General features: G+C 62.5%; 14 protein-coding genes and 2 pseudogenes. 11 read left to right on the top strand and 5 right to left on the bottom strand.

From position 1 onward, the window contains the following. Nucleotides 1-20: 20 nt before the first annotated feature. On the bottom strand, nucleotides 21-4,538 hold the full coding sequence (mobF, locus tag M0639_RS30660) for a MobF family relaxase (RefSeq protein WP_064074512.1): 4,518 nt from the start codon (nucleotides 4,536-4,538) through the stop codon (nucleotides 21-23). A 324-nt stretch (nucleotides 4,539-4,862) separates the two neighbouring features. Between mobF and M0639_RS30655 the strand changes: the two genes are divergently transcribed. The 3 genes from M0639_RS30655 (at nucleotide 4,863) to M0639_RS30645 (ending at nucleotide 6,233) form a co-directional block, all read left to right on the top strand. After that, on the top strand, nucleotides 4,863-5,309 hold the full coding sequence (locus M0639_RS30655) for a hypothetical protein (protein ID WP_054801727.1): 447 nt from the start codon (nucleotides 4,863-4,865) through the stop codon (nucleotides 5,307-5,309). A 196-nt stretch (nucleotides 5,310-5,505) separates the two neighbouring features. Beyond that, nucleotides 5,506-6,015 (top strand): hypothetical protein, encoded by a 510-nt coding sequence (locus M0639_RS30650; RefSeq protein WP_064074521.1) that lies wholly within the window; start codon nucleotides 5,506-5,508, stop codon nucleotides 6,013-6,015. A 20-nt stretch (nucleotides 6,016-6,035) separates the two neighbouring features. Continuing rightward, complete coding sequence (locus tag M0639_RS30645; RefSeq protein ID WP_054801757.1) at nucleotides 6,036-6,233, top strand: hypothetical protein; 198 nt, start codon at nucleotides 6,036-6,038, stop codon at nucleotides 6,231-6,233. 145 nt (nucleotides 6,234-6,378) lie between these two features. Here the strand turns inward: M0639_RS30645 and M0639_RS30640 are convergent, their stop codons facing one another. Next, nucleotides 6,379-7,350, bottom strand: coding sequence for a DUF4192 domain-containing protein (locus tag M0639_RS30640; protein ID WP_064074513.1), 972 nt, complete (start codon nucleotides 7,348-7,350; stop codon nucleotides 6,379-6,381). Between the two features lie 431 nt (nucleotides 7,351-7,781). On the opposite strand from M0639_RS30640, the gene M0639_RS30635 reads away from it, so the two are divergent. Both M0639_RS30635 and M0639_RS30630 read left to right on the top strand, forming a co-directional pair. After that, nucleotides 7,782-8,756 (top strand): SMI1/KNR4 family protein, encoded by a 975-nt coding sequence (locus tag M0639_RS30635; protein WP_024488119.1) that lies wholly within the window; start codon nucleotides 7,782-7,784, stop codon nucleotides 8,754-8,756. Nucleotides 8,757-8,909: 153 nt separating this feature from the next. Continuing rightward, nucleotides 8,910-9,362, top strand: a complete 453-nt coding sequence (locus M0639_RS30630) for an HIT family protein (RefSeq protein WP_024488120.1) — start codon at nucleotides 8,910-8,912, stop codon at nucleotides 9,360-9,362. Between the two features lie 36 nt (nucleotides 9,363-9,398). On the opposite strand, the gene M0639_RS30625 is transcribed toward M0639_RS30630, so the two are convergent. Further along, nucleotides 9,399-10,598 (bottom strand): IS110 family RNA-guided transposase, encoded by a 1,200-nt coding sequence (locus M0639_RS30625; protein ID WP_196232054.1) that lies wholly within the window; start codon nucleotides 10,596-10,598, stop codon nucleotides 9,399-9,401. A gap of 586 nt (nucleotides 10,599-11,184) precedes the next feature. On the opposite strand from M0639_RS30625, the gene M0639_RS30620 reads away from it, so the two are divergent. From M0639_RS30620 to erm, 4 genes and pseudogenes are all read left to right on the top strand, one after another. Further along, the gene (locus tag M0639_RS30620; protein WP_156525123.1) at nucleotides 11,185-11,688 is read left to right on the top strand and encodes a DUF6932 family protein; all 504 of its coding nucleotides are present in this window, start codon (nucleotides 11,185-11,187) and stop codon (nucleotides 11,686-11,688) included. Nucleotides 11,689-11,804: 116 nt separating this feature from the next. Further along, the gene (locus tag M0639_RS30615; protein WP_156667381.1) at nucleotides 11,805-12,755 is read left to right on the top strand and encodes a hypothetical protein; all 951 of its coding nucleotides are present in this window, start codon (nucleotides 11,805-11,807) and stop codon (nucleotides 12,753-12,755) included. Nucleotides 12,756-13,083: 328 nt separating this feature from the next. Continuing rightward, nucleotides 13,084-13,527: pseudogene (locus M0639_RS30610) on the top strand (hypothetical protein); the annotation flags it as partial. Between the two features lie 816 nt (nucleotides 13,528-14,343). Next, a complete protein-coding gene (gene erm, locus M0639_RS30605) occupies nucleotides 14,344-15,105 on the top strand; it encodes a 23S ribosomal RNA methyltransferase Erm (protein WP_064075719.1) in 762 nt (253 codons plus the stop codon). Between the two features lie 438 nt (nucleotides 15,106-15,543). On the opposite strand, the pseudogene M0639_RS30600 reads toward erm, so the two are convergent. After that, nucleotides 15,544-16,804 (bottom strand): annotated as a pseudogene (locus M0639_RS30600) (IS256 family transposase). Nucleotides 16,805-17,007: 203 nt separating this feature from the next. Between M0639_RS30600 and M0639_RS30595 the strand changes: the two are divergent. Together M0639_RS30595 and M0639_RS30590 are read left to right on the top strand one after the other, a co-directional pair. Then, on the top strand, nucleotides 17,008-17,835 hold the full coding sequence (locus M0639_RS30595; protein ID WP_064075715.1) for an SMODS domain-containing nucleotidyltransferase: 828 nt from the start codon (nucleotides 17,008-17,010) through the stop codon (nucleotides 17,833-17,835). Nucleotides 17,836-17,880: 45 nt separating this feature from the next. Then, entirely contained in the window at nucleotides 17,881-18,768 is an 888-nt protein-coding gene (locus M0639_RS30590) for an S-4TM family putative pore-forming effector (protein ID WP_082893345.1), read from the top strand. Nucleotides 18,769-19,075: 307 nt separating this feature from the next. Here the strand turns inward: M0639_RS30590 and M0639_RS30585 are convergent, their stop codons facing one another. Further along, nucleotides 19,076-19,468 (bottom strand): hypothetical protein, encoded by a 393-nt coding sequence (locus M0639_RS30585; RefSeq protein WP_064233877.1) that lies wholly within the window; start codon nucleotides 19,466-19,468, stop codon nucleotides 19,076-19,078. Between the last annotated feature and the right edge of the window lie 147 nt (nucleotides 19,469-19,615).

Below are 19,615 nucleotides of genomic sequence, written 5' to 3'. Positions count from 1 at the left end.
AAACGCCAGCCCGTCGGCTGTCACAGGCGCGGTCCGCGGCGTTTTTGTTCGTGTTCCACATGTTGGGCGATGGTGTGCTGGTGCTCGAGCGTCGCCTGCTGGCGCTCGGCGCGGCGCTGTTCTTCGCGATGTTCTTGCATGCGGTCGTGCAGGGTGTCGATGTCGCGGTGAACGGTGTTGAAGGGTGCGATGTCGGCTTTGTTTTCGGGTCGGTCGCCGGCCACTGAGGTGGTGTCGGTGATGTTGTGGCGGTCGCGGTATGCCTGGATCTCGGCGGCGGTGCGATCCCACTGCGCTGCCAGCTCCGGGTCTTCGGGACGCGCTTCGAGGTGCTCGGTGAAGCGCAGTTCGGGGTGGTTGCCGCGAGCATCGTCGGTACCGATGCGACGGGTGTTCGCGGTGTGTTCGGCAGCGATGTCGGTGTAGGTGGTCTCCAGCTGCTCGGCGAGGGTGGGGTCGACGAGGTGGGCGTCGAGGTCGGGGGAGGGCACCCAGTGCGGTGCTGCGGGGTCGGCGGGCTCTGATGCGGCCGGCGCGATGGTGTCGAGTGCGTCGGTGATGCCGGTGACGTGTGCGGTGGAGTGCGCGGCGGTCTCGATCGTGCGGCACAGTTCGTCGACGTCGAAACCGGCGTGGGTGACGAGTTCGCGGATACGTCCTACTGCTGCGTTCCACCTCGGGTCTTCGGTGCGTTCGGCGGCGGCGACCGCGAGAGGGAAGTGCTCGCGCAGGATCTCGTCGTGGTCGGCTGCCCAGCGGGTGTTCGTCTTCTCGGTTGCTGCGGTGATGGCTGGTGCCATGTCTTTGATCAGGTTCGCTGCGGTGACGTCTTCGCCGCGCGCTTCGAGTTGCTGTGCGTGCCAGGACAGAACTGCCTCGGGTGCGATCCCGGTGAGCGCTGCTTTGCGCAGGTGGCGGCCCAGTCGCTGCACACCGGCTTCGGCGAGGATCCGTTCGGCGATCTCGGGTTCGAACGCTTCCCGCACGGGTCGGTGGATGCGGGTGGTGTCGAGTTGCGCCCGCGTCTCGTCGTACCGGCGGATGGTCGCGCCGATGCCGTCGGTGCGCTCATGTTCCGGTCGGGCGGTGGCGTAGCGATCGGCGACGATGCGGGCGTAGTCGTCGAGTTCTTTGTCGGTGCTGGTGGTGCGCGGTGGCAGCGGGGGGAGCGCTGTGTCGGAACGCTCGGCCGCCGCTTCTGCTGCGGCCTGAGTGGCTTCGACGATGCGGGAGTTCAGGACACGGGCGACATCGCGGGCGGTGTGGAGTTCACCTGTTGCGAGTGCGTCGTTGAGGATGCGCCGGGCGCTGTCACCGCGGTCGTGCGCCTGTCCGAGTGTGGTGCGCAGTTCGGCGAGGCTGCCGGGGTTTTCGGCGGCGATCGTCGCGAGCAGTGCTGCGGGCAGCGCCCGGTCGAGGACGTCGTCGAGCCAGCGATCGCGCAACCTGCTGTGTGCGGCGTGGTACGCCTCGCGGAGTCGTTCGGGACTGCGAGCATGCTCGAGCGCCTCACGGATCTCGGTGATGGCGGCTTTGTGGCCGTTGTCGTTGGCGAGGATCTTTTCGAGTACTTCACGTGAGGCCGGGTTGTTGATGGACCCCAGGTGCATGCCCTCGGTGTCTTGGGTGACGCCGGGTTCGACGGGAACGTACAGGTGGTTCTCGGTGCGGCCGCGGGTGGTCGCGACGTAGAGGCCGGGCCGGTTGGTGGTGTGCCCGACGGCGGTGTGGGAGGTGTCGACGGTGATGCCTTGGCTGCGGTGCACGGTGGCGGCGTAGCCGAGTTCGGTGTTCCGCTTCACGTACCGGGCAGGCAGGGTGATCGTGCCCTCGTGGGTTTTGCTGCGCAGGTTCAGTGAACCGTTCTCGTTGACGGCGGTGACGGTCCACAAGTCGCCGTTGCGGACGAACATGTTGCGCCGTTTGCCGCCCTTGGTGCGCAGACGGCGCTTGTTCTTGCGGGTCAGAACGATGTCACCGACTCCGGCGTCGAGTTCGTCGGACAGGGTCACTGTGTTGCCGGATTTGGCGGTGCCGGCGACGCGGTAGTGCGCTTGGATCGCGAGGTTCACTTCGCGGACGTCGTCTCGGGTGGAGAGCATGACGATCGAGGTTTTCCCGGCCCCGATGTCGGCGAGGTAGGCGGTGGCGGCGGCGTCTTTCATCTCGGCGGCGGTGCCCTCGTGGACCCATCCGCGGGCGTAGAACAGCTCCAAGCTGCTCTCTTCACCGTGCCGCAGGGCGAGGGAGTTCTCGGCTTGTTCGGTGTCTTTGCCGAAGCGCACGACGACCGTGAGTTCGGGCGCGTTGGTCTCTTCGGCGAGCAGTCGCAGCGCTCCACCGGTTTCGACGGCGTCGAGTTGGTTCGGGTCACCGAGTAGACGGACCACGGCGCCCTTGGCGGCGGCGATTTCGGTGATGGCGGCGAGGTCTTTGGTCGATGCCAGGGATGCTTCGTCGACGAGCAGCATCGCCCCGGCGGGGATCTCGATGTGCTCGGGGAGGCTGCGTGGTTCGTGGCCTTCGAGGCCGCGCCACGGGTACGTCAGGGTCGCGAGGGTGTGGGCAGTGACGTCGATTTCTTCGCCCAAGGTTTCGGCCGCGACGGCGGATGGTGCGAGCGCAATGACCTCGTGTCCGGTTGCGCGCCAAGTGTCGGTGACCGCTTTCATCGACGTCGTCTTGCCGGTGCCGGCCGGGCCGACACCGACGGCGAGCAGTGTTCCGGAGCCGACGAAATGCTCGGCTAGTTCGCGCTGTCCGGCGTTGAGTGGATGATCGCTGGTGCGGGCGATCTTCTCGACGACCTTGTCGAGTCCGGCTTGTGCCGCGATGTAGGCGGTCGGTGTTCGAGTGGCGTCGAGCATGAACTGTTCGGCGGTGATGATGCTCGCGGAGGTATGTAATGCGGTGCCGTGGTTGGTGAGGATGAACTCACCGTCACGGCGTCTGAGAGCCTCCGGCGCGGGGGGTAGCTCCGCCGCCGGGAGGTGCACGGACGCGCCCAGTACGTGTTCGGTGACGGTCTTCACTGCGGCTGCGCGGGCTGCTTCGTCAGGGAAGGAGACGGCCGCAAAGTTGGCGTCGACGGCGCTGTGTACGTGGGTGATGGCCCACGTTGCGCGTCCGTTCTCGAGGTGTTCGACGACGCGTTTCGCTTCCTCGGCCGGTGTTCCGGCCTTGCGCATAGCCTGGTGTTCACGCACTCCGGCGGCGTGTTCGCGCTGCACACCGCGCCATTGCTCGGCGAGGGTTCCTACTGCTGTGTCGTCGCCGAGGATCTGCGCGGATCGGGTGATCCAGTTGTTCTGCATTTCGCGCAGGGTTTGCGGTTCCTGCTTCCCGGCGCGGGTGTCGAGGTTGGCTTGTTGGTAGAGCGCGTACATCGCTTTCGCGCTGGGCATCCGGTCGTGTTTTTGGCGGTATTCGGCGACGAGCTGATCACGTCGGGTCTCGATCTGGGTGCGCCGTGAGGAGAACATTTCACATAGCTGCTGCGGCACTTCGGCGATCTCGACGACGTTCTGCCGGCCACGTCCGGTGCTGCGTTCGGTCAGTCCGAAACCGAGCTCGGTGTGCATTTTCGACATGATCGCCGCGTTGTAGCGCTGGGAGGCGGCGACGGCGTAGCGGTGCAGGGTGGCGCCGTCGAGAGCTCGCCACTTGCCGTCCTTTTCGGTGCACACCTTGATGGACACGACGGCGTGGGTATGCAGGTTCGGGTCCCCCGCGCGGGAGTCGTAGTGGTCGTAGAGGGTGGCGACCATGCCGGTGGTGTCCTGGTGCTCTTGGCTCGTCGCACCGGTGCGGGTGAAGCACGCTTCCTTCTCGATCCAGCCGAGTGTGCCCTTGACGGTCTCGTGGTGGATTCGTTCGATCTGGCGGCGTAGATCGTCGTCGGCGAGAGCCCACATCGTCGACACGCTCTTGGGTGGTGTGAACACCAGATCTTGTCCTGCGACGGGTTGCCGGACGCGGTTCTTCTGCGCCGAAATCCAGGACCACAGCTCTTGTGGGTTCTGTGCGGAACGCTTGTGCGTCTCCTCGAACAGTGCGGTTCCGACCTTCTCCATCAACGCACCGGACTCCGCTTTCGATGGCCGGCGGGCATTGTCGACCGCGAACTGCTCCAGGGCTGCGCGGTGGGCTTTCAGCAGGGGGATGTCATTGGCGAAGTCCGGGAACTTGCGGCCGAGTCGAGCCTCTTTGACGGCCTTCTTCGGGTCCATCCCACTCTTGATTGACGCCTCAACCATAGGGTCGGCGTTGGGGTGCATGCCCTCCCCGAAGAGTGCCTTCATCTGCGGTTCCGACACCGTGGCGCCGTCACTGATCCGATGCTCGTCCGCGATCTCGGTGTCGGCATCCATTCGTGCGAGATCTTCGAGTCCGCCACCGAACCACGTACCGGGCGGGGTGCCGTGTGCGGAGTAGTAGTCGGTCAACTCCTGCCCGTGCTCGCGTTCGCGGTCAGCGGTGGCAACCTGACTTGTCAGGTACTCGTAGCCATCGCCCGCGTGCAGCACGTGGAGGGTCATCACATGGCCACCTTAGCCGCTTCCGGCGGCACAGAAAGAGCACCACACCCCCAAAGTCTGAAATTCAGCAAGAGGTGTGTCTGAATTTAGGGGTTTGACTGAGTGAAACGAAGTGCATTTGGTGAGGGAGGAACTGCTTGTGCTGAGGGAAGCGAAGTGTTGGAAAATGTGGGTGACATGGGTGGATAGATGGTTTGACATGGTGATGTGTGAAAGGGTTCAGTGAAGTTGCATTGGTCGGCCCGGTTTTTTGAGCCGGGAACCGTTAGGTGGGCGGGGAACAATTGATGGCCGATCGCCGCTGCCGGCGGTAAGGTTTGCGGCATGGCGTCCTCAAACACATCCACGATCAGCGCAAGGGAACGGGCACGCGCAGCGAATGCCGCCCGTCTCGCGGAAGAGCAAGAGCGATTGAAGAAGGTCGAGGACGATCTCGTCCGATTCTTCAAGGCGCAGGAGTCGCGGGAGAAGATTGCAGACGATGCGCGAATGCGTATCGCACGCATCCGCGAAGAAACCGACACCAAGATCGCCGACGCGGATCGTGCTGGTGCGGATGCGATTGCGGATCTCAAATCTCGCGGCGAAACGGTGGCGAGCATCGCGCAGCTGACCGGCCTGACGACAACTGAGGTCAACAAATTGCTGCGGTCGACCAAACCGAAACAGAAATCGGAAAAGGCTCCCGCTGACAAGACTCCGTCGAAGGAAGATTCGGCACCGGCACCGGCTTCGACTTCGTCGACCGATCCTGCCGCGCTGGCGTCGTAGAAGCGACCAGCTAATCAATGCCGGCCTTCGCGGTTTTCCCCGGTTGGGTGTCAGCGACCGATTGTGCGTTGCCTGAGATCGAGCGGAGCGGGAACAGAAATCTCGGGCATCCACATGAGGGATATCGCTGTCCCCGGTTGGAGGAAACCGCGGCCGATTCGTCGGCAAGTCTCACAAGCGTTAGGGGCGTGTGCTGATGCCAGACGTCCTAACGCTTCCGGCGCTCGGCGATCCGGAACGGGAACGATTCGAGCGGTTCATCGTGCGCGGACCGGGCGAGCGGGATTGCCATTTTTGGACCGGCAGCATCTCCGATGACGGGTACGGAAGATTTTGGCTGATGCGCGATGGCCGGCAGCGAGTCGTGCGCCCGCATCGGTACGCGTTGATGCTCGAACTAGGTCGGCCGTTGACCGATTCCGAGTTCGCGATCCACGAAGTGTGCGACAACCCGATCTGTGTCCGGGCCACGACGAGCATCGCCGGACGTCCGCATGTGGTTGCGGGTACGCAATCGCAGAATCTTGCAGGGATGAGCGCGAAGGGGCGCGGCGGCGGCCGGGGGCAGAGCTGGCATTGGTACGGCCCGGATCGCGCCGCACGGGCGGCGCGATCGAAGGCTCTGCGGGATGCGTTGCGCAATGGATGGGACGCAGACGCGGTGGAATCCGCGTTGCTTCGCACGGACACTCCGACACTCTTTTGACGAGCGAAAGGCACGAGAAAATGAGCGAGAACTTCACTCCGCGGGAGCGGTCCGCAGTGGAAGCGGCGGCATACCAGGCAACGAAGCACACGCAAAAGATCACCGACGCGGATCTCGTTGCGGTCGTCGAAGGTCTGACCGGAACGTCGGTTGCGCAGATTCCGCGTATCGACATCGCGTTTCCGGCGGCGGGCGATCCGGACGAGCTCTTCCACTGACCGACGCACGACGCGGCTCGGTTCGCCGGTCCGCGCAGTGCGGCGCAGTGGTTGTAAGGGCTCGATGCCCGAGCAACCACCACCACGTACGGGGGCGGCCCCGACTCTCTCGAGTTGAGTCGGGGCCGCGTTTTTGTCCGATCGGCTATTCGGTGTCGAGGTCGATTCCCATCGAACGCGCCACCTCGACGCCGATGGTGGCAAGTTCGGCGATCGCCTCCGGCTTGATTCCGGCCGTGCGGGACGCGTCGAGCAGCTTGAGCAACGTCGTGAGGCTGGGGTCGACGCCGATAGCGCCAGCAGCGTCGAGCGCAATTCCGGCGGCGACTCCGTCGCCGTCGACGTATGCGGCCAACCCGGCAAGGGTGAGGGCCTGGACTCGATAGTTTCCGCGTAGGTGCGCGGCGATGGTTCCGAAGGCGTCCGCTGCGGCTTGCGGGCTGATCGTGACGATTCCGATCATGGCATCGCGGTGATGCGGGTCCGCTGCCGCGCACAATCCGGCGCGGGCGGCGAGGTCGAGACTGGGAACCTCGAAATTGCGCACGACTGCGGCGATTTCCGTGATCGTGTTTCGTGCGAAGTCCTCGCCCTGCTCGGCTGCGGCGGCGCGGGCTGCGTCCATGTCGGCGGCCGTGTCCTCGCGGTAACGGGCTTCGATCTCGGCGCGGCTGCTCGACGTCTGACGTCCGCTCATGATTCGGTTCATGCTGACCTCCGACAGGATCGGGTCGGCGGTGCGGCCGCTCTCCTCGCCGTTGGTGTCGAACCACTCCGCTCCGATTTCGAGAGACTCGGCGACAAGGGTGCGGACGCTGCGGATTCCCCTGCTGTCGAGCTCGCGCTGGGCTGCCTCGATCTGATCGAGTCCGGCGGCGGCTACCGGACCGGCGCCGACGACAACCCAGATAACGGACGTGACTGCCGCTTGCTCGAGTGCAGTGCTGTAGTCGGCGCCAGCGTCGGCACCGATGACATCGGTGCGCGCAACGAACGCGAGCGTGGCCGGTGATCCGGTGAGAGCGATCATCACGACGGAATTGACGGGCACGAATCCGAGCAATGCCGGGATTGCGGCCAAAACGTCGGTGGCGGCCCTCAAACGGATGTTCTGCATGTTGTTCCCCTTGCTGTGAAAGTGACCGGGCCTCGTGCCCCGCCAATTTTTTCGCCTTCTGGCAAAGGAGAATCGCGTCGGCACGAGGGGGCCGGAGTGCCACCCCTGGGCCGAGAAAATTTTGACGGGAGCTTGCGAGTGGCGAAAATTTTCTCGGAGCCATCGGCCGGCGCTTGCGCCGCCAGGGGTTGCGCGCAGGTCACCGCCGACGAGAATCGGAAGGCCAGAAGTGAATCTCAATAGCTTTTGTCAAGCACGGCCGAAGGCCGTTCCCATCTCCGGCGCGGCACGCGGCGCGGGGCAAATGCCCCGAACGCGTCCGCTACTAGTAACGAAAAGGTGCCTGACCGTGTCGCCCCGCTTGACTGAGACAATCTCTCAGAACGAATAATCGATTTCCAGCATCGGATGAAGATGAAAGAGAGTGCTCCGTGACCTATTGGGCGGTTGCTCGGCCAGGCTCGGGTTCCGGCGAGGTTCTCCTACGCGATGGTTACGTCGTTGGTGATGATGCTGCGATCGCGCAGATCGCCGAGGAAGGCGTGCAGTTGGCTGTGTCCGAGGACGGATCGCGGCCGATGATCTGGGTGTCCTTGGGAAGCGCACATGCCCGTGTGCCAGGATTCGGCGATCAGAGTCTTGACCGCGCTGAACTCGAAGCCGATATCCGCAGGTGTGTCACCGAGGAAGAGAACGCACAGCGCCGCGCTGCTGTCGAGGCGATGATCGAGGGTTCTTCGCACGCGCGAAGCGCCGTGCATTCAACGACGGCGGGTTCGGTTCGTGATCAGTGGAGCCGGATCTCCGATTGGCTGCGAGTCCACTTTCCCGGCACGACGATCACTGGAGCCGACCGCGACAGTGTCGATGCCGCGATGGCGAAGACGGGACAAAGTTGGCCGGCCGAGTTGATCGAGCTTTACACCTTGGTCGACGGAGTTTCCGACGACCGGTTGCTGGGGTTGCTCCACCGTTTCGCGTTTCTCACGTTGGACGATGCCATCTGGCATTGGGAGTCATCGACTCGGATTTGGGACGAGAGTGCTCGCTTGTACGGCGGTGGGCCTGTTGACGCGCCTGCCGAGGCTGGATTTCAAGCCGACACCTTCATTCCGGCTTTCGTCCCCTTCGCGGGACTCGACAGCAACTTTTTGTGCGTTGACACCCGACCTGGACCCATGCACGGCTGCGTGACCGAATTCGATAAGACGGGAGCGGACGAGCCTGGACCACAGTGGGTCTCGATCAGCGCCATGCTGACCGATCTCGCCGACAGCCTGACCACCTCGAAAGCGTTCCACGACGGCTGGTACTGGACGACAGACAACGGAGCGCTCGAATGGGAACCTGACCGCACCTGGCGACTCAGGCAGTGTGTGTTGCAAGCCAACTCTCACACCCCGTGACCGAGTCGCTCCAACTGGACACGCATCGCGTGGACCGGATAGCCAGAACTGAAATCAGCTCATCCCAGTGACGCCCGCAGTGCGGTCTGATCTACGGCCCAAACTGCGGTTGAGAGGGCCGCGCCCATGTTGCTGAGGCTAAACTCCGTGGCCATGAGCGATCATTGCCTGTTCTGCGGCATCGTTGCCGGCACAGTCCCGAGCGTGAAAGTGGCCGAGGACGAGACGACGTATGCCTTCATGGACATCAATCCGGGCTCGGACGGTCACATACTGGTTATTCCCAAGCAGCACAGTAAAGATCTGTTCGAGATCCCGGCCGAGGACCTGACCGATGTCACTCTGGCCGCGCAGCGAATCGCGAAGGCAGCGGTCGCGGAATTCGGTGCAGACGGGGTGAACCTGCTCAACTGCTGCGGCGCCGACGCCTGGCAGACAGTGTTCCATTTCCACCTGCACGTGATTCCGCGTTACGTCGACAAAGCCAAGGATCGACTGGTGCTGCCCTGGCAACCGGGAACCCCCGGCGACATGGAGGCGATCGCCACTCTGGGCAGTCGACTCTTCACCGCCCCGGACGGGCAGCTTTCCACCGTCTTGGATTGACTCGGGCTGTGCACCGTCTCCGCATGGATCTGTTACTCAGGCGGCCGATGCAACAGTCGGCTCCGGCCGATAGACCGCGTTGTCGCGGAGCATCGCCCACAACACATTCAACCGCCGCCGGGCCAACGCCAGAACGGCTTGGGTGTGCCGTTTCCCTTCCGCACGTTTACGCGCGTAGTAGGTCTGCGACGGCACGCAACTTCGAACGCTCAACTGCGCGGAGAGATAGAACGCCCGCAACAGTCGACGATCGTATCGGCGTGGGCGCCGCAGATTTCCGCTCACCCGACCCGAATCACGTGGTACCGGGGCAAGTCCAGCGATCCCGGCCAATCGGTCCGCGGTCCCGAATGCGGTGAAATCGCCGCCGGTGGCGGCGAGCACTTCCGCCCCGAGTACCGGCCCGAAACCGGGCATCGACTCGATCACCTCCGCATGATGATGACTGCGGAACCGTTCCTCGATATCACGATCGAGCTCGGCCATCTCCGCATCGATGTTCATGACCTGCACCGCTAATTTCGCGACCGTGGTCGCTGCTACGTCCTGGCCGGCAACTCTCACATGTTGTGACTGCGCCGCGGCGATCGCCTTCGCTGCGATCTGGGTGGCGTTGTAGGCCTTACGTTTCCGCAGCCATGCCTGCAACCGTGCCTGGCCGAGCCTGCGGATCCCGTCCGGCGTCTGATAGCCCGAGAGCAAGATCAACGTCGCTTTGACGTTGCTGATGTCCAACGCCCGCTCGAGGGCCGGAAAGTAGGTGCCCAGTAGTGCACGGAGTCGGTTGATGGTGCGGGTACGGTCTCGCATCAGATCGGTACGCCTCGAGGTCAGAATGCCCAGTTCGATACTGATCTCGTCGCCGGCCCGCATCGGGTGCAGGTCGCGGCGCATCCGCGCCTGATCGGCGATAATCGCGGCGTCCTTCGCGTCGGTCTTGCTGTCCCCGCGATAGCCACCAGCGGCGTGATGGACCACCCGGCCTGGGATGTAGTGCAACCGTTGCTCTCGTTCGGCCATCAGCGCGATCAGCAATGCAGCACCACCGTTGTTGAGATCCACCGCCCACGTCACCACACCTCCACCCGAGAGGCAGAGGGCGTCGTCGATCAAATCGCTGAGTTCGGTTTCGTCGTTGGCGACGCGATGCGAAAGCAATCGCGTTCCCTCGCTGTCGATCACCACACAGTGGTGGTGCGCTTTGCCTGCATCGATTCCTGCCCATAGTTGCCTCACGAGCGCTCCCTTTCACTCTCGTTCCGTCATGGATCGGGCTTGCACCTGGGTGGACGACCTCTCTGTCGTGTCCTTAAACAGCGATCGAGTCGCATCTCTCAATAAGCAGTCGAGTCGTCGAGAACACCGCGGCGGCCACTCACTTCCGGCCATACGAACAGCGAAAACAAATAAGCCATACCGCAGCGTCCCCAGGCAGCTCCGAACCTACGAGCAACAACCGGAAACCGCCCCTCAAAGACGTTAAGGAAAACAAATCAATGTTTTTCACAGAACGGAGCGCAGCGGAGTTCATTTCGGGGGACACCGACGGTGGCCGGCCGCCGGGCAGGCGCCCGGCCATTGAGCTGAGAGATGGCCTGACCCTGAGTCGGGCCATTTCTCTGTCTGGAGAGTTGTCAGTTGGATCGAGGTTGTGTTCGCGTTTCGGCGTGGCGGTTTGGGGTCTTCGGGAGCTGCAGTGTGGCTCCGGTATGTGGGTGCCGTGGGAGAGCATTCAACTTGGCTGAGAAACGGGACCGATCTCCGATACCGGAACGTACGGTATGCAATCATTCGTCTAAGTCACTGCAGCAAAGGGGTTGAGTTGAACGCGGACGGCTGTCGGCTTCCCATGCTGAATGCCGCGGGGAGGTTGCCGGAGGGAATTCACCGGGGTTCCGCGAAGGACCTCAGGCTGCGGTTCGTCGATGGGGCTCCTCACTCGACCCGCCGGGACACCCTCCTGCAAGCCTTCGAGCTTTACGCGGAGCAGGTCTGGGAGATCCTGCCGGAAGCGAGGTTGTGGGTGGATGGAGGTTTCGTGACCCACAAGGCCTGGGAGCCGAAGGACATCGATGTAGTCATCCTCGTGAGCCATAGTGACGTCGTCGGAGTAGACCAATCGAGGCTCTTCCCCCTTCTGACTCGGACGGCGGAGAATGGGATACGAATCCAACCCATGGGCGGGTTGGTCGACGGGTTCATCGCGGACAGGAACGACCCGGCTGTCACGCGCTATTGGAGCGACTTTTGGTCAACCGTGACGGATGAGTCGAAGGAGCCGGTTGAGGGTGTCCGGAAAGGCTACGTGGAGGTGATTGCACCATGAATCAACAACCACATGAGCAGTACCTTCGCGAAGCATGGAACGCGACATCCGGGGATTCGTTGCTATCGCAGTTGAGTCGGATGTCGTTGGCGACGTCTGCCGAGAGCCGACCTGACTTGGTGCCGGCCCTCCGTGCGCTCCAGTCCGGACGTCGGACGGAGCTTGATCTCCATCTCTCAGGCGAGGGAGTGGTAGGCCACGAGACCGGTGCCGAGTGGTTCGGGAAATTCATCTCGAGGACAGCCATCGCCGTCAAGGAGGTCGTGAAGTCTTCGACCAAGAGAGTGCAGTATTCCGCTAATTTGCAGGTGCTCGCACCCGCCCCGGGGTCGGTGCGCGTTGTTTTTCGATCGCCCATGCCGGTCGTCAAGAAGAAGAATGCGGCAATTGATCCAATGTCTGAAGCGGACACGGTTGAGGGCGATGCGCTGAATACGGTCGTGAAGGTTATAGCGCTCGCAGAGGCCGCCGGACCAGACGACGGCGCGCTCGATGACTCTCTTCAGCGGCTCCAGGGCGGCGCGAGGAATGCGCTGCGTCTCATGGCGCAAGCAGTTGTTGAGGGGCAGTGGTCAGTGGCCGGCGAGTTGCGACGCGGTGACGGGCGTCGTTCTGACGTCACGCTGACCGGAGCGGGCGCTCAGCGTCTCGTATCTGTGGCGAGCGCGACCAACGCCGACGTGACATATGGGCACGTGGTGATTGGCGTGGTTGACGGGTGGACCTGGTCCGAGGCCAAGATGACGTTCATCCCCGAAGAGGGCGATTCGTTCAAGGCCGCGGTACCCGAAACGATCCAGGCCAAGGTAGCGCGATTGCTCGACAACCAGAACCAAGCACGAGCTGTGTTCAAGGTTGTCACATCCTATCCACCCGGAGACGAGGGATACACCCGACACACCTACGAGCTCACGTCGATCGACGACGCGCCTGATCCGCTCGCGATCGACTACGAGGTGGACGACGACGACGAACGCGAAGACAACTATGAGGACTTCGACGAGGATGCGCACCGCGACTGGGTGCACCGAGACGAAGAGGACGACAGCGACGGCCTTGTTGGGTAGAGAGCTGCCGCTGACCTACCTCATGACCTGACAAATGACAATCTCCGTCCCGAGCGGCAGCCGACTCGATCTGACTACGCCCTTTACGCCGCAAACGAGGACCTGCTTCGTCACGTCTTTTGATTTGCCGGTCTTCTGCCAAATGCAGAAGAACCATTCCATCGCTACTGCGATGGGCCTCCGCCTTCGGCGCTGTGGTGCGGTTCAGCGGGTCTGCTGGAGCTGTTACCGGCGTTCATGCGATGCCGCTGCGCGGGACAGGTTCTGTCGGTGCACCTTCTTACAGTCAGCTCGGGTAACAGTCCGGATCGAGTGTCAGGAGCAGGCGATGACGTTCGTCAACGATGCTCCATTGCCGCTGCCCGGCATGCCCGACAGCACTCCCGCGCCACCGGCGTTCCAGATGACGTTGATCGGTCAGCCCCAGCCTGTACGCATTCCCGAACGTCTGTGGCGTTCTTGGCTCGACGATCCTGCCGTCATTTCTCGGTTCGAATCCAAACGCTTTCGCCGCCGGGATCAGTGCTGGCCGTGGATCGGCGGGGTGTCGTCGACCGGGCATGGTTCGTTCCGGGCGGCGAGTCTGCCCGGGCCGTCCCGCCGCGGGACCGTGCCGGCGCATTTGTTCCCCTACCAGCTCGAATACGGTGTCATCTCGAGGTTGGGGTGGTCCAACACCGACGATGCGGTGTTGTGCCATCAATGCGATTTCGCCGGCTGCACCAACCCGGCACACATGCGGTTGGGAACCAATCGCAGCACCGTTGCAGAAAAACGGGGCTCCTGGACCACCGTCGTGCTCGCCGGAGACGACGGACTCACCGCGACATGCACCTGGGGGCAGCGCGGACCAGCCTCCGCCGGGCTCGGCACCAGAGACGTCATGCCCTTGGACCCACGCGCGATCCAGCCGTTCAGTATCGGGGGAAGTTCACAAGGATCCCAGGGGGACCTGTCAACGATCGTCGGATACTCGGGTGACGACGTCGTCGGGGTTCGATACCACAGTGAGCGCTACGGCGACGTCGTGGCCACCGTAGGAGAAGAGCGGTTCGCACTGTGGATGCCCGGTGACGAGCTCCACGGGGACGCCCGAACGGACGGCGTCGACGTGAAAGTGACGTACGCCGACGGGGCTACTGAGAGCGTCCGACTGTCTCCTGGCCGTTGATCCGATGCCTGGTCAACCGGCGGACAATTACCGTCGGAGAGCGGGCAGGAGTGAAGCCATACAGCCGTCAGACTTCACAACCGGAGCAATGCTCGGTTCCCGCTCCGCTGTCGCGCAAAACTGTAGGTAGAAGAGACGGCAGGGCCGGTCGTGTTGTCCGTTTGGCGCCGACCGTGGACACGCCGACGGATGCTGCTATGCTCTCGTTCATGGGCAATTTGATTTGCGGGTTCGCTGCGGCGTACTCGCTTGCTGTTCGCGACCGCCGCGCCTGACGGCGCGCTTCGCTGAACGCTTTAGCGCGTCGTCCGTCCGAGAGACCTCATGCGTCTCGGAACGGCACCTCTGCGTACCCACTTTCTCGGTCTTGACCTGCCTGTTCTCGAGGCGCTCCCGTTCAATTCTTGGAGCGCGATCATGCCCCGTTCAACCCATGGCGGCCGACACGAACTTGGCCAGAACTTTCTCGTTCATGGCCCCACCCTCGAAAAGATTGCCGCAATCGTCGCAGCTACGCAGGGGCCGATTCTAGAAATCGGTTCCGGCAGTGGCGCACTTACTCGGCACCTGGCACGCCTTCAGAGGCCGCTTACCGCGATCGACATCGACGAGCACCGGGTTGCTAAGCTGCGCCAGCGCATGCCCGGTGTGGTGGTCAAACGGGCCGACGTCCTCGCTTACCCGCTCACCACCCCGGTAATCGTTGGAAACGTTCCGTTCCACATCACGACGCCGATCCTGCGCCGGCTGCTCACCACCGGGACGTGGCAGCAGGCTGTGCTGCTCACCCAATGGGAAGTGGCTCGCAGACGTGCCGGCGTCGGGGGCTCCACATTGCTGACTGCTCAGACCGCACCCTGGTTCACTTTCGCCCTGCACGGACGCGTGCCATCCACGGCCTTCCATCCGAGGCCAGGCGTGGACGGTGGCATTATCCACATCATCCGCCGCCCCACTCCATTGGTTCCCGTTGTGGAACGACATGCGTACGAGCGGTTCGTGCGCGCGATATTCATCGGCCGCGGCGGAAGTCTTGAGCGCATCGTGCAGCGGGCCACACGAGCGCCGCGCAACCACATCCGAGACACGCTGAGGAAAGCAGAAATCAACTCACGCGCCCTTCCACGTGATCTTCGCCCCGAGCAATGGGCAGCACTTTGGGGCGACCTGTACCGATGACTTCAGTCCTCTGTCGCGAATGATCCTGCTCACCGCAACTCGCTGGCGCGACATATCTACGGGACGACCGGACTGGCTCGGAGCCTTCCGATCATGCCCCTCCAGGGTGCGTCGTAATGGAGGATCGTCAAACGCGACAAGGCGAAGCGTAATTGGCGTCCGACTCGGCCGGAACGCCCCTCCAGCAACCTCACCGGTCGTAGGAACCTTGTTAGACCTTCCTGGGGCGGCGGCCCGGGAAACAGGCGATCGTCGAGAGCAGGTCAAGTGCTGGTCTATCAAGATGGGCTGAGTCCACGGCTTGATAGATGGGATGGCGACTTCGCGCAGCTAACCAGGGCTAGCGCGAGGTGTACCGATAAGCGACCGCGGGGCATGGGCTCTAGCTGGTCAAGCCCCTGGTAGTGGTGTAACTGGTTTTTGATCCTTCGTTGGTGGTCAGGCGGGTAGTTGCATCAGCGGATCGGTGGTCACCTCCGTCGTCGGGCCGGTGTCGGGGTTGGCGGTCAGGGTGAGTCGGCAGCGGTTGAGGACTTCCAAGCCGAGGTAGCGGCGTTCTTCGGCCCATTCGTCGGTCTGCTCGGCCAGGACGGCTCCGATGAGGCGGACGATGGCATCGCGGTTGGGAAAGATCCCGACCACGTCGGTGCGGCGGCGGATCTCGCGGTTGAGCCGTTCGGTGGGATTGTTGGACCAGATCTGTCGCCACACGTCGTCGGGGAACGCAGTGAAGGCGAGCAGGTCTTCGCGGGCGTCGCCGAGGTGGTCGGCGACGTCGGGCAGTCGGCCTTCGGTGTACTCCAACAGCCGGTCGAACTGGGCATTGACGGCCTCAGCGGTGGGCTGGTCATAGACGCTGTGCAGCATCGCTTTCACCGCCGGCCACATGCTCTTAGGGCAGGTGGCCATGAGGTTGGCGGCATAGTGAGTGCGGCAGCGCTGCCAGGCGGCGCCCGGCAGGTTCGCCGCGATCGCCTCGACCAGACCGGCGTGGGCATCGGAGGTCACCAGTCGAACCCCGCCCAGGCCGCGGGCGACCAGGTCGGCGAAGAAGGTGTTCCACGAGGCCTTGGTCTCACTGGTCGCGACCTGCATACCCAGCACCTCGCGGTGGCCGTCGCCATTGACCCCGGTGGCCAGCAAGACCGAAGCTTTCACGACCTGCTTGTTCTCCCGGACCTTGATCGTCAGCGCATCGGCGGTGACGAACGTGAACGGTCCGGCCTCGTCCAGCCGGCGGTGCCGGAACGCGGCGACTTGCTCGTCCAGGTCGGCGGCCATGCGGGAGACCTGCGACTTGGACAGTGAGTCGATGCCCAGGGTTTTGACCAGCTTGTCCATCCGGCGGGTGGAGACTCCAGCTAGGTAGCAGTCCGCCACGACGGTAATCAGGGCGGATTCGGCCCGCTTGCGGCGCTCGAGCAGCCACTCGGGGAAGTAGCTGCCCGAGCGCAGCTTGGGGATGGCGACGTCGACGGTGCCGACGCGGGTGTCCAGCGGTCGGTGGCGGTAGCCATTTCGGTAGTTGGTGCGCTCAGCTGAGCGGGCATTCCACTCGGCACCGCAGACAGCATCAGCATCGGCGGACAGCAGCGCGTTGATCATGGTCTCCCAGGAGCTCGCGCATCAGATCAGGTGACGCGTCGGCGAGGGCTTGGCCAAGCAGGCCTGCAGGGTCGACAATATGGGGTGCGGTCATCGTGATGACTCCTCGAGAATTCTTTAGACGGTTGACTCGAAGGATCACACGGTGGCCGCTCTACGTCCGTGCCGACACGAAGTCGAGCACGATCTCGGCCACCGAGTTACACCACTCTATGGGGCACTACTCTCTAGCTAGGTTGAGATGGGCTGTGACGGAAAAAGGACGACCGCAGATTTGCCCCAGGGAGAGGACCAGGGATGACAACCGCACGTGGCTGGCTAAGTGAGCTAACTGACTACTACACCCCGTCCCCGACACAGTTCGACTATGCGAGTTCCCACCGGTACGCGATTGAGGCGAGACTTAATGCTCAACTCGGCGTGCATCAGATGTTCGAAATCGGATCGCTCCGTCATGGCACGGGCGTCTGGTATCACAGCGACGCCGACTACTTGGTTTCACTGAAAGGCGAGCGCCCCCTGGGGCCATTGACAACACTCGAAAAAGTCAAAACGCAACTGCAGTTGCGATTCCATGGCACCCTTATCGTTATTCGACAGCCAGCGGTAGTCTGCCGATTCTCGGATGGCGATGTCGAAGTTGTCCCCGGGTACCCTTCGTCGACTGGAGTCGGCTATTGGATTGCTAACCCAGCCGGCGGATGGATGCTGACGCACCCAAAAGAACACAACAAGTACGTCAATGCCGTGAATTCGAAACACAATGGCGCGGTCAAAAGGCTCGTTCGGCAAGTCAAGGTATGGAAATACCAGCGCAACGTGCCGGTCTCGTCCTGCTATCTCGAAATGCGTACTGCAAAGCACATGGATGGGGAGACAGCGTACTCGCCGCTTTGGGATCTATATCTCACCCTAAAGAAGATGCGGGACGCCGAACTGGCAGCAATGAACGATCCTACGGGGTTGGGCTCCAGATTTGGGGCTGTGTCATCAGATTCGAATCGCGAGAATGCTATGTCGAAACTAAATCGCGCCGTCAAGCGCGCGCACAACGCTAAGGAATTTGAAGAAGCTGGCGAGCACAATAAGTCGATTGAGCAGTTAAAGCTCCTCTTTAACAAGTAAAAAATGATCCCTGACTCCGACTACACACCCCCAGCAAGTTCGGCGATGCTGAAGACGCAGGACACTCTGGAAGCATTGCGACTGTTGATCGCACAGCGCAGGCTTTATCGTCGCGCCAAACGCTGGCTTGCATTCCGCTGGTTTGGCATGGCAGTGATCGGAGTGTTCGCACCGATCGTGTCTGTTCTGAACCCAGGCATGGCCGTGTGGGCTGGCGCGATCGCTGGTCTCTGGCTCTTTCTGGGAAGAACGCTGATTGAGCTTATCCAAGCTGCCACGACCGCCCGTGCGGCCGCAGTGCAAGAACAGTTCGATGTTCTCGTCTTCGGTATGCCAGAAAGCATTGATCGATCTGCGCTTCCAACGTTGGAAGAAATTGCTAAGATTGCTGGTCCAGATGAGTCCATTCCGAAGGTAGCGAGAAAAGAGAAACTTGTCGCGTGGTATCCAATGGTAGAGGCTGATTCTGGGGCACTTTCTGTCGCAGTCTCGCAGCGTTCCAATGCTGCATATGCCAATCAGCTCATGAGGGCAACCGCGATTGTCTGGGGCATAGTGACCATGCTATGGACCATCGGTATAATTGCGGCCAGTGTCCTGGTCGGACTCAGTCTGTTAATGTTCATTGCAGGCGTTCTGCTACCTTTATTGCCCGCCTTGCTTGACATTGGCGAGCACGTTACAGGAATTTGGCGTGCAGCTAAAGAACGTGCCGACCTAACTCGGACGATCGAAAAACGTGTCAGATCCTCCGCGGCGATTAACGCGCAAGATCTGCTGGTGTGGCAAAGCCGCCTCTACGAGCTTCGGTGTTCGTCGCCAGAGGTGCCCGACTTTATTTACGCGATCAAAAGAAAGTCGAACGAACGAACTATGCACTCCGCGGCACGTCAGCTAAGCCAAAAAGCTCAGGGCCGGAGTGGCACCTCGTGATATTCCGCAAGTTAGAGGAAGTCAAGGAGCGTCGCTTCGGCGTTCTATATTGAGTTCTGGATAGCGGCGAACCGGAACGGCCAAGGCTCCGGAATTGGCAGCGCATCATTGTGCCTGTTCGTCAGGTTGCGCCCAACATCGTCGTGTATCCATGGGGTGCGCTAGCTTCTTGTGGCTGCGAGTCAATTCCGCCCAGATTGGGAAGACAGTGGCGAGTTGACATAACTTCTGGTTACCGGAGCAGTGGTGCAACGCCTCTGCTGCGGCCTCGGCGTTCCGCGCCGGATCTATGTTGTTGGGCGTGTAGTCATGTCTGCGGGCGGAATGGCCAGCTTGTTTCTGTTTCAGAGGCGGACTTGTTGCCATGCGGCGTGGCCAGGAGCCACAGCCCGAGACCTGCGAGGATGAGTCCGGCCGCTGCGATCGCTGACGGGCCCCACTCGATGACGCGTTCGGACAGGGCCAGGCCGGCCTGGGGGCCGTTGACGAGGGTGGCTTCGCACCGGCTCGCAACGAGGCCGGCCCATTCGGTGCTGAAGTTCAACTGCGTCATCTGCGTCGCGCTGTACTCAAGCGGCAGCAGCTCGCCTCTGCAGGTGTTGCTCGGCGAGTTCAGTAAGAACGCGGCGACGTACACCGCTAGTCCAACAGCGATGCCAACCAGTGCACACGTGCGGGTGGCCGGTCGTCCGGACTTCATTGCGTAGGGTTTGCCTGCGGGCAAGGGGCACCTATTCGATAGCGGGACATGTTGCAGCCGCCAACGTATCTTGCCAGTGCCTATCCGGTGGCGGTATGTCCATGCCGACGGGCGGGGCGATTCGGTTCGACAGGCTCGGCGGTAGAG

The sequence above is a fragment of the Rhodococcus qingshengii JCM 15477 genome (assembly GCF_023221595.1).
GTDB classification, from domain to species: domain Bacteria; phylum Actinomycetota; class Actinomycetes; order Mycobacteriales; family Mycobacteriaceae; genus Rhodococcus_F; species Rhodococcus_F qingshengii.
This window is presented reverse-complemented; position numbering and strand designations above follow the sequence as displayed.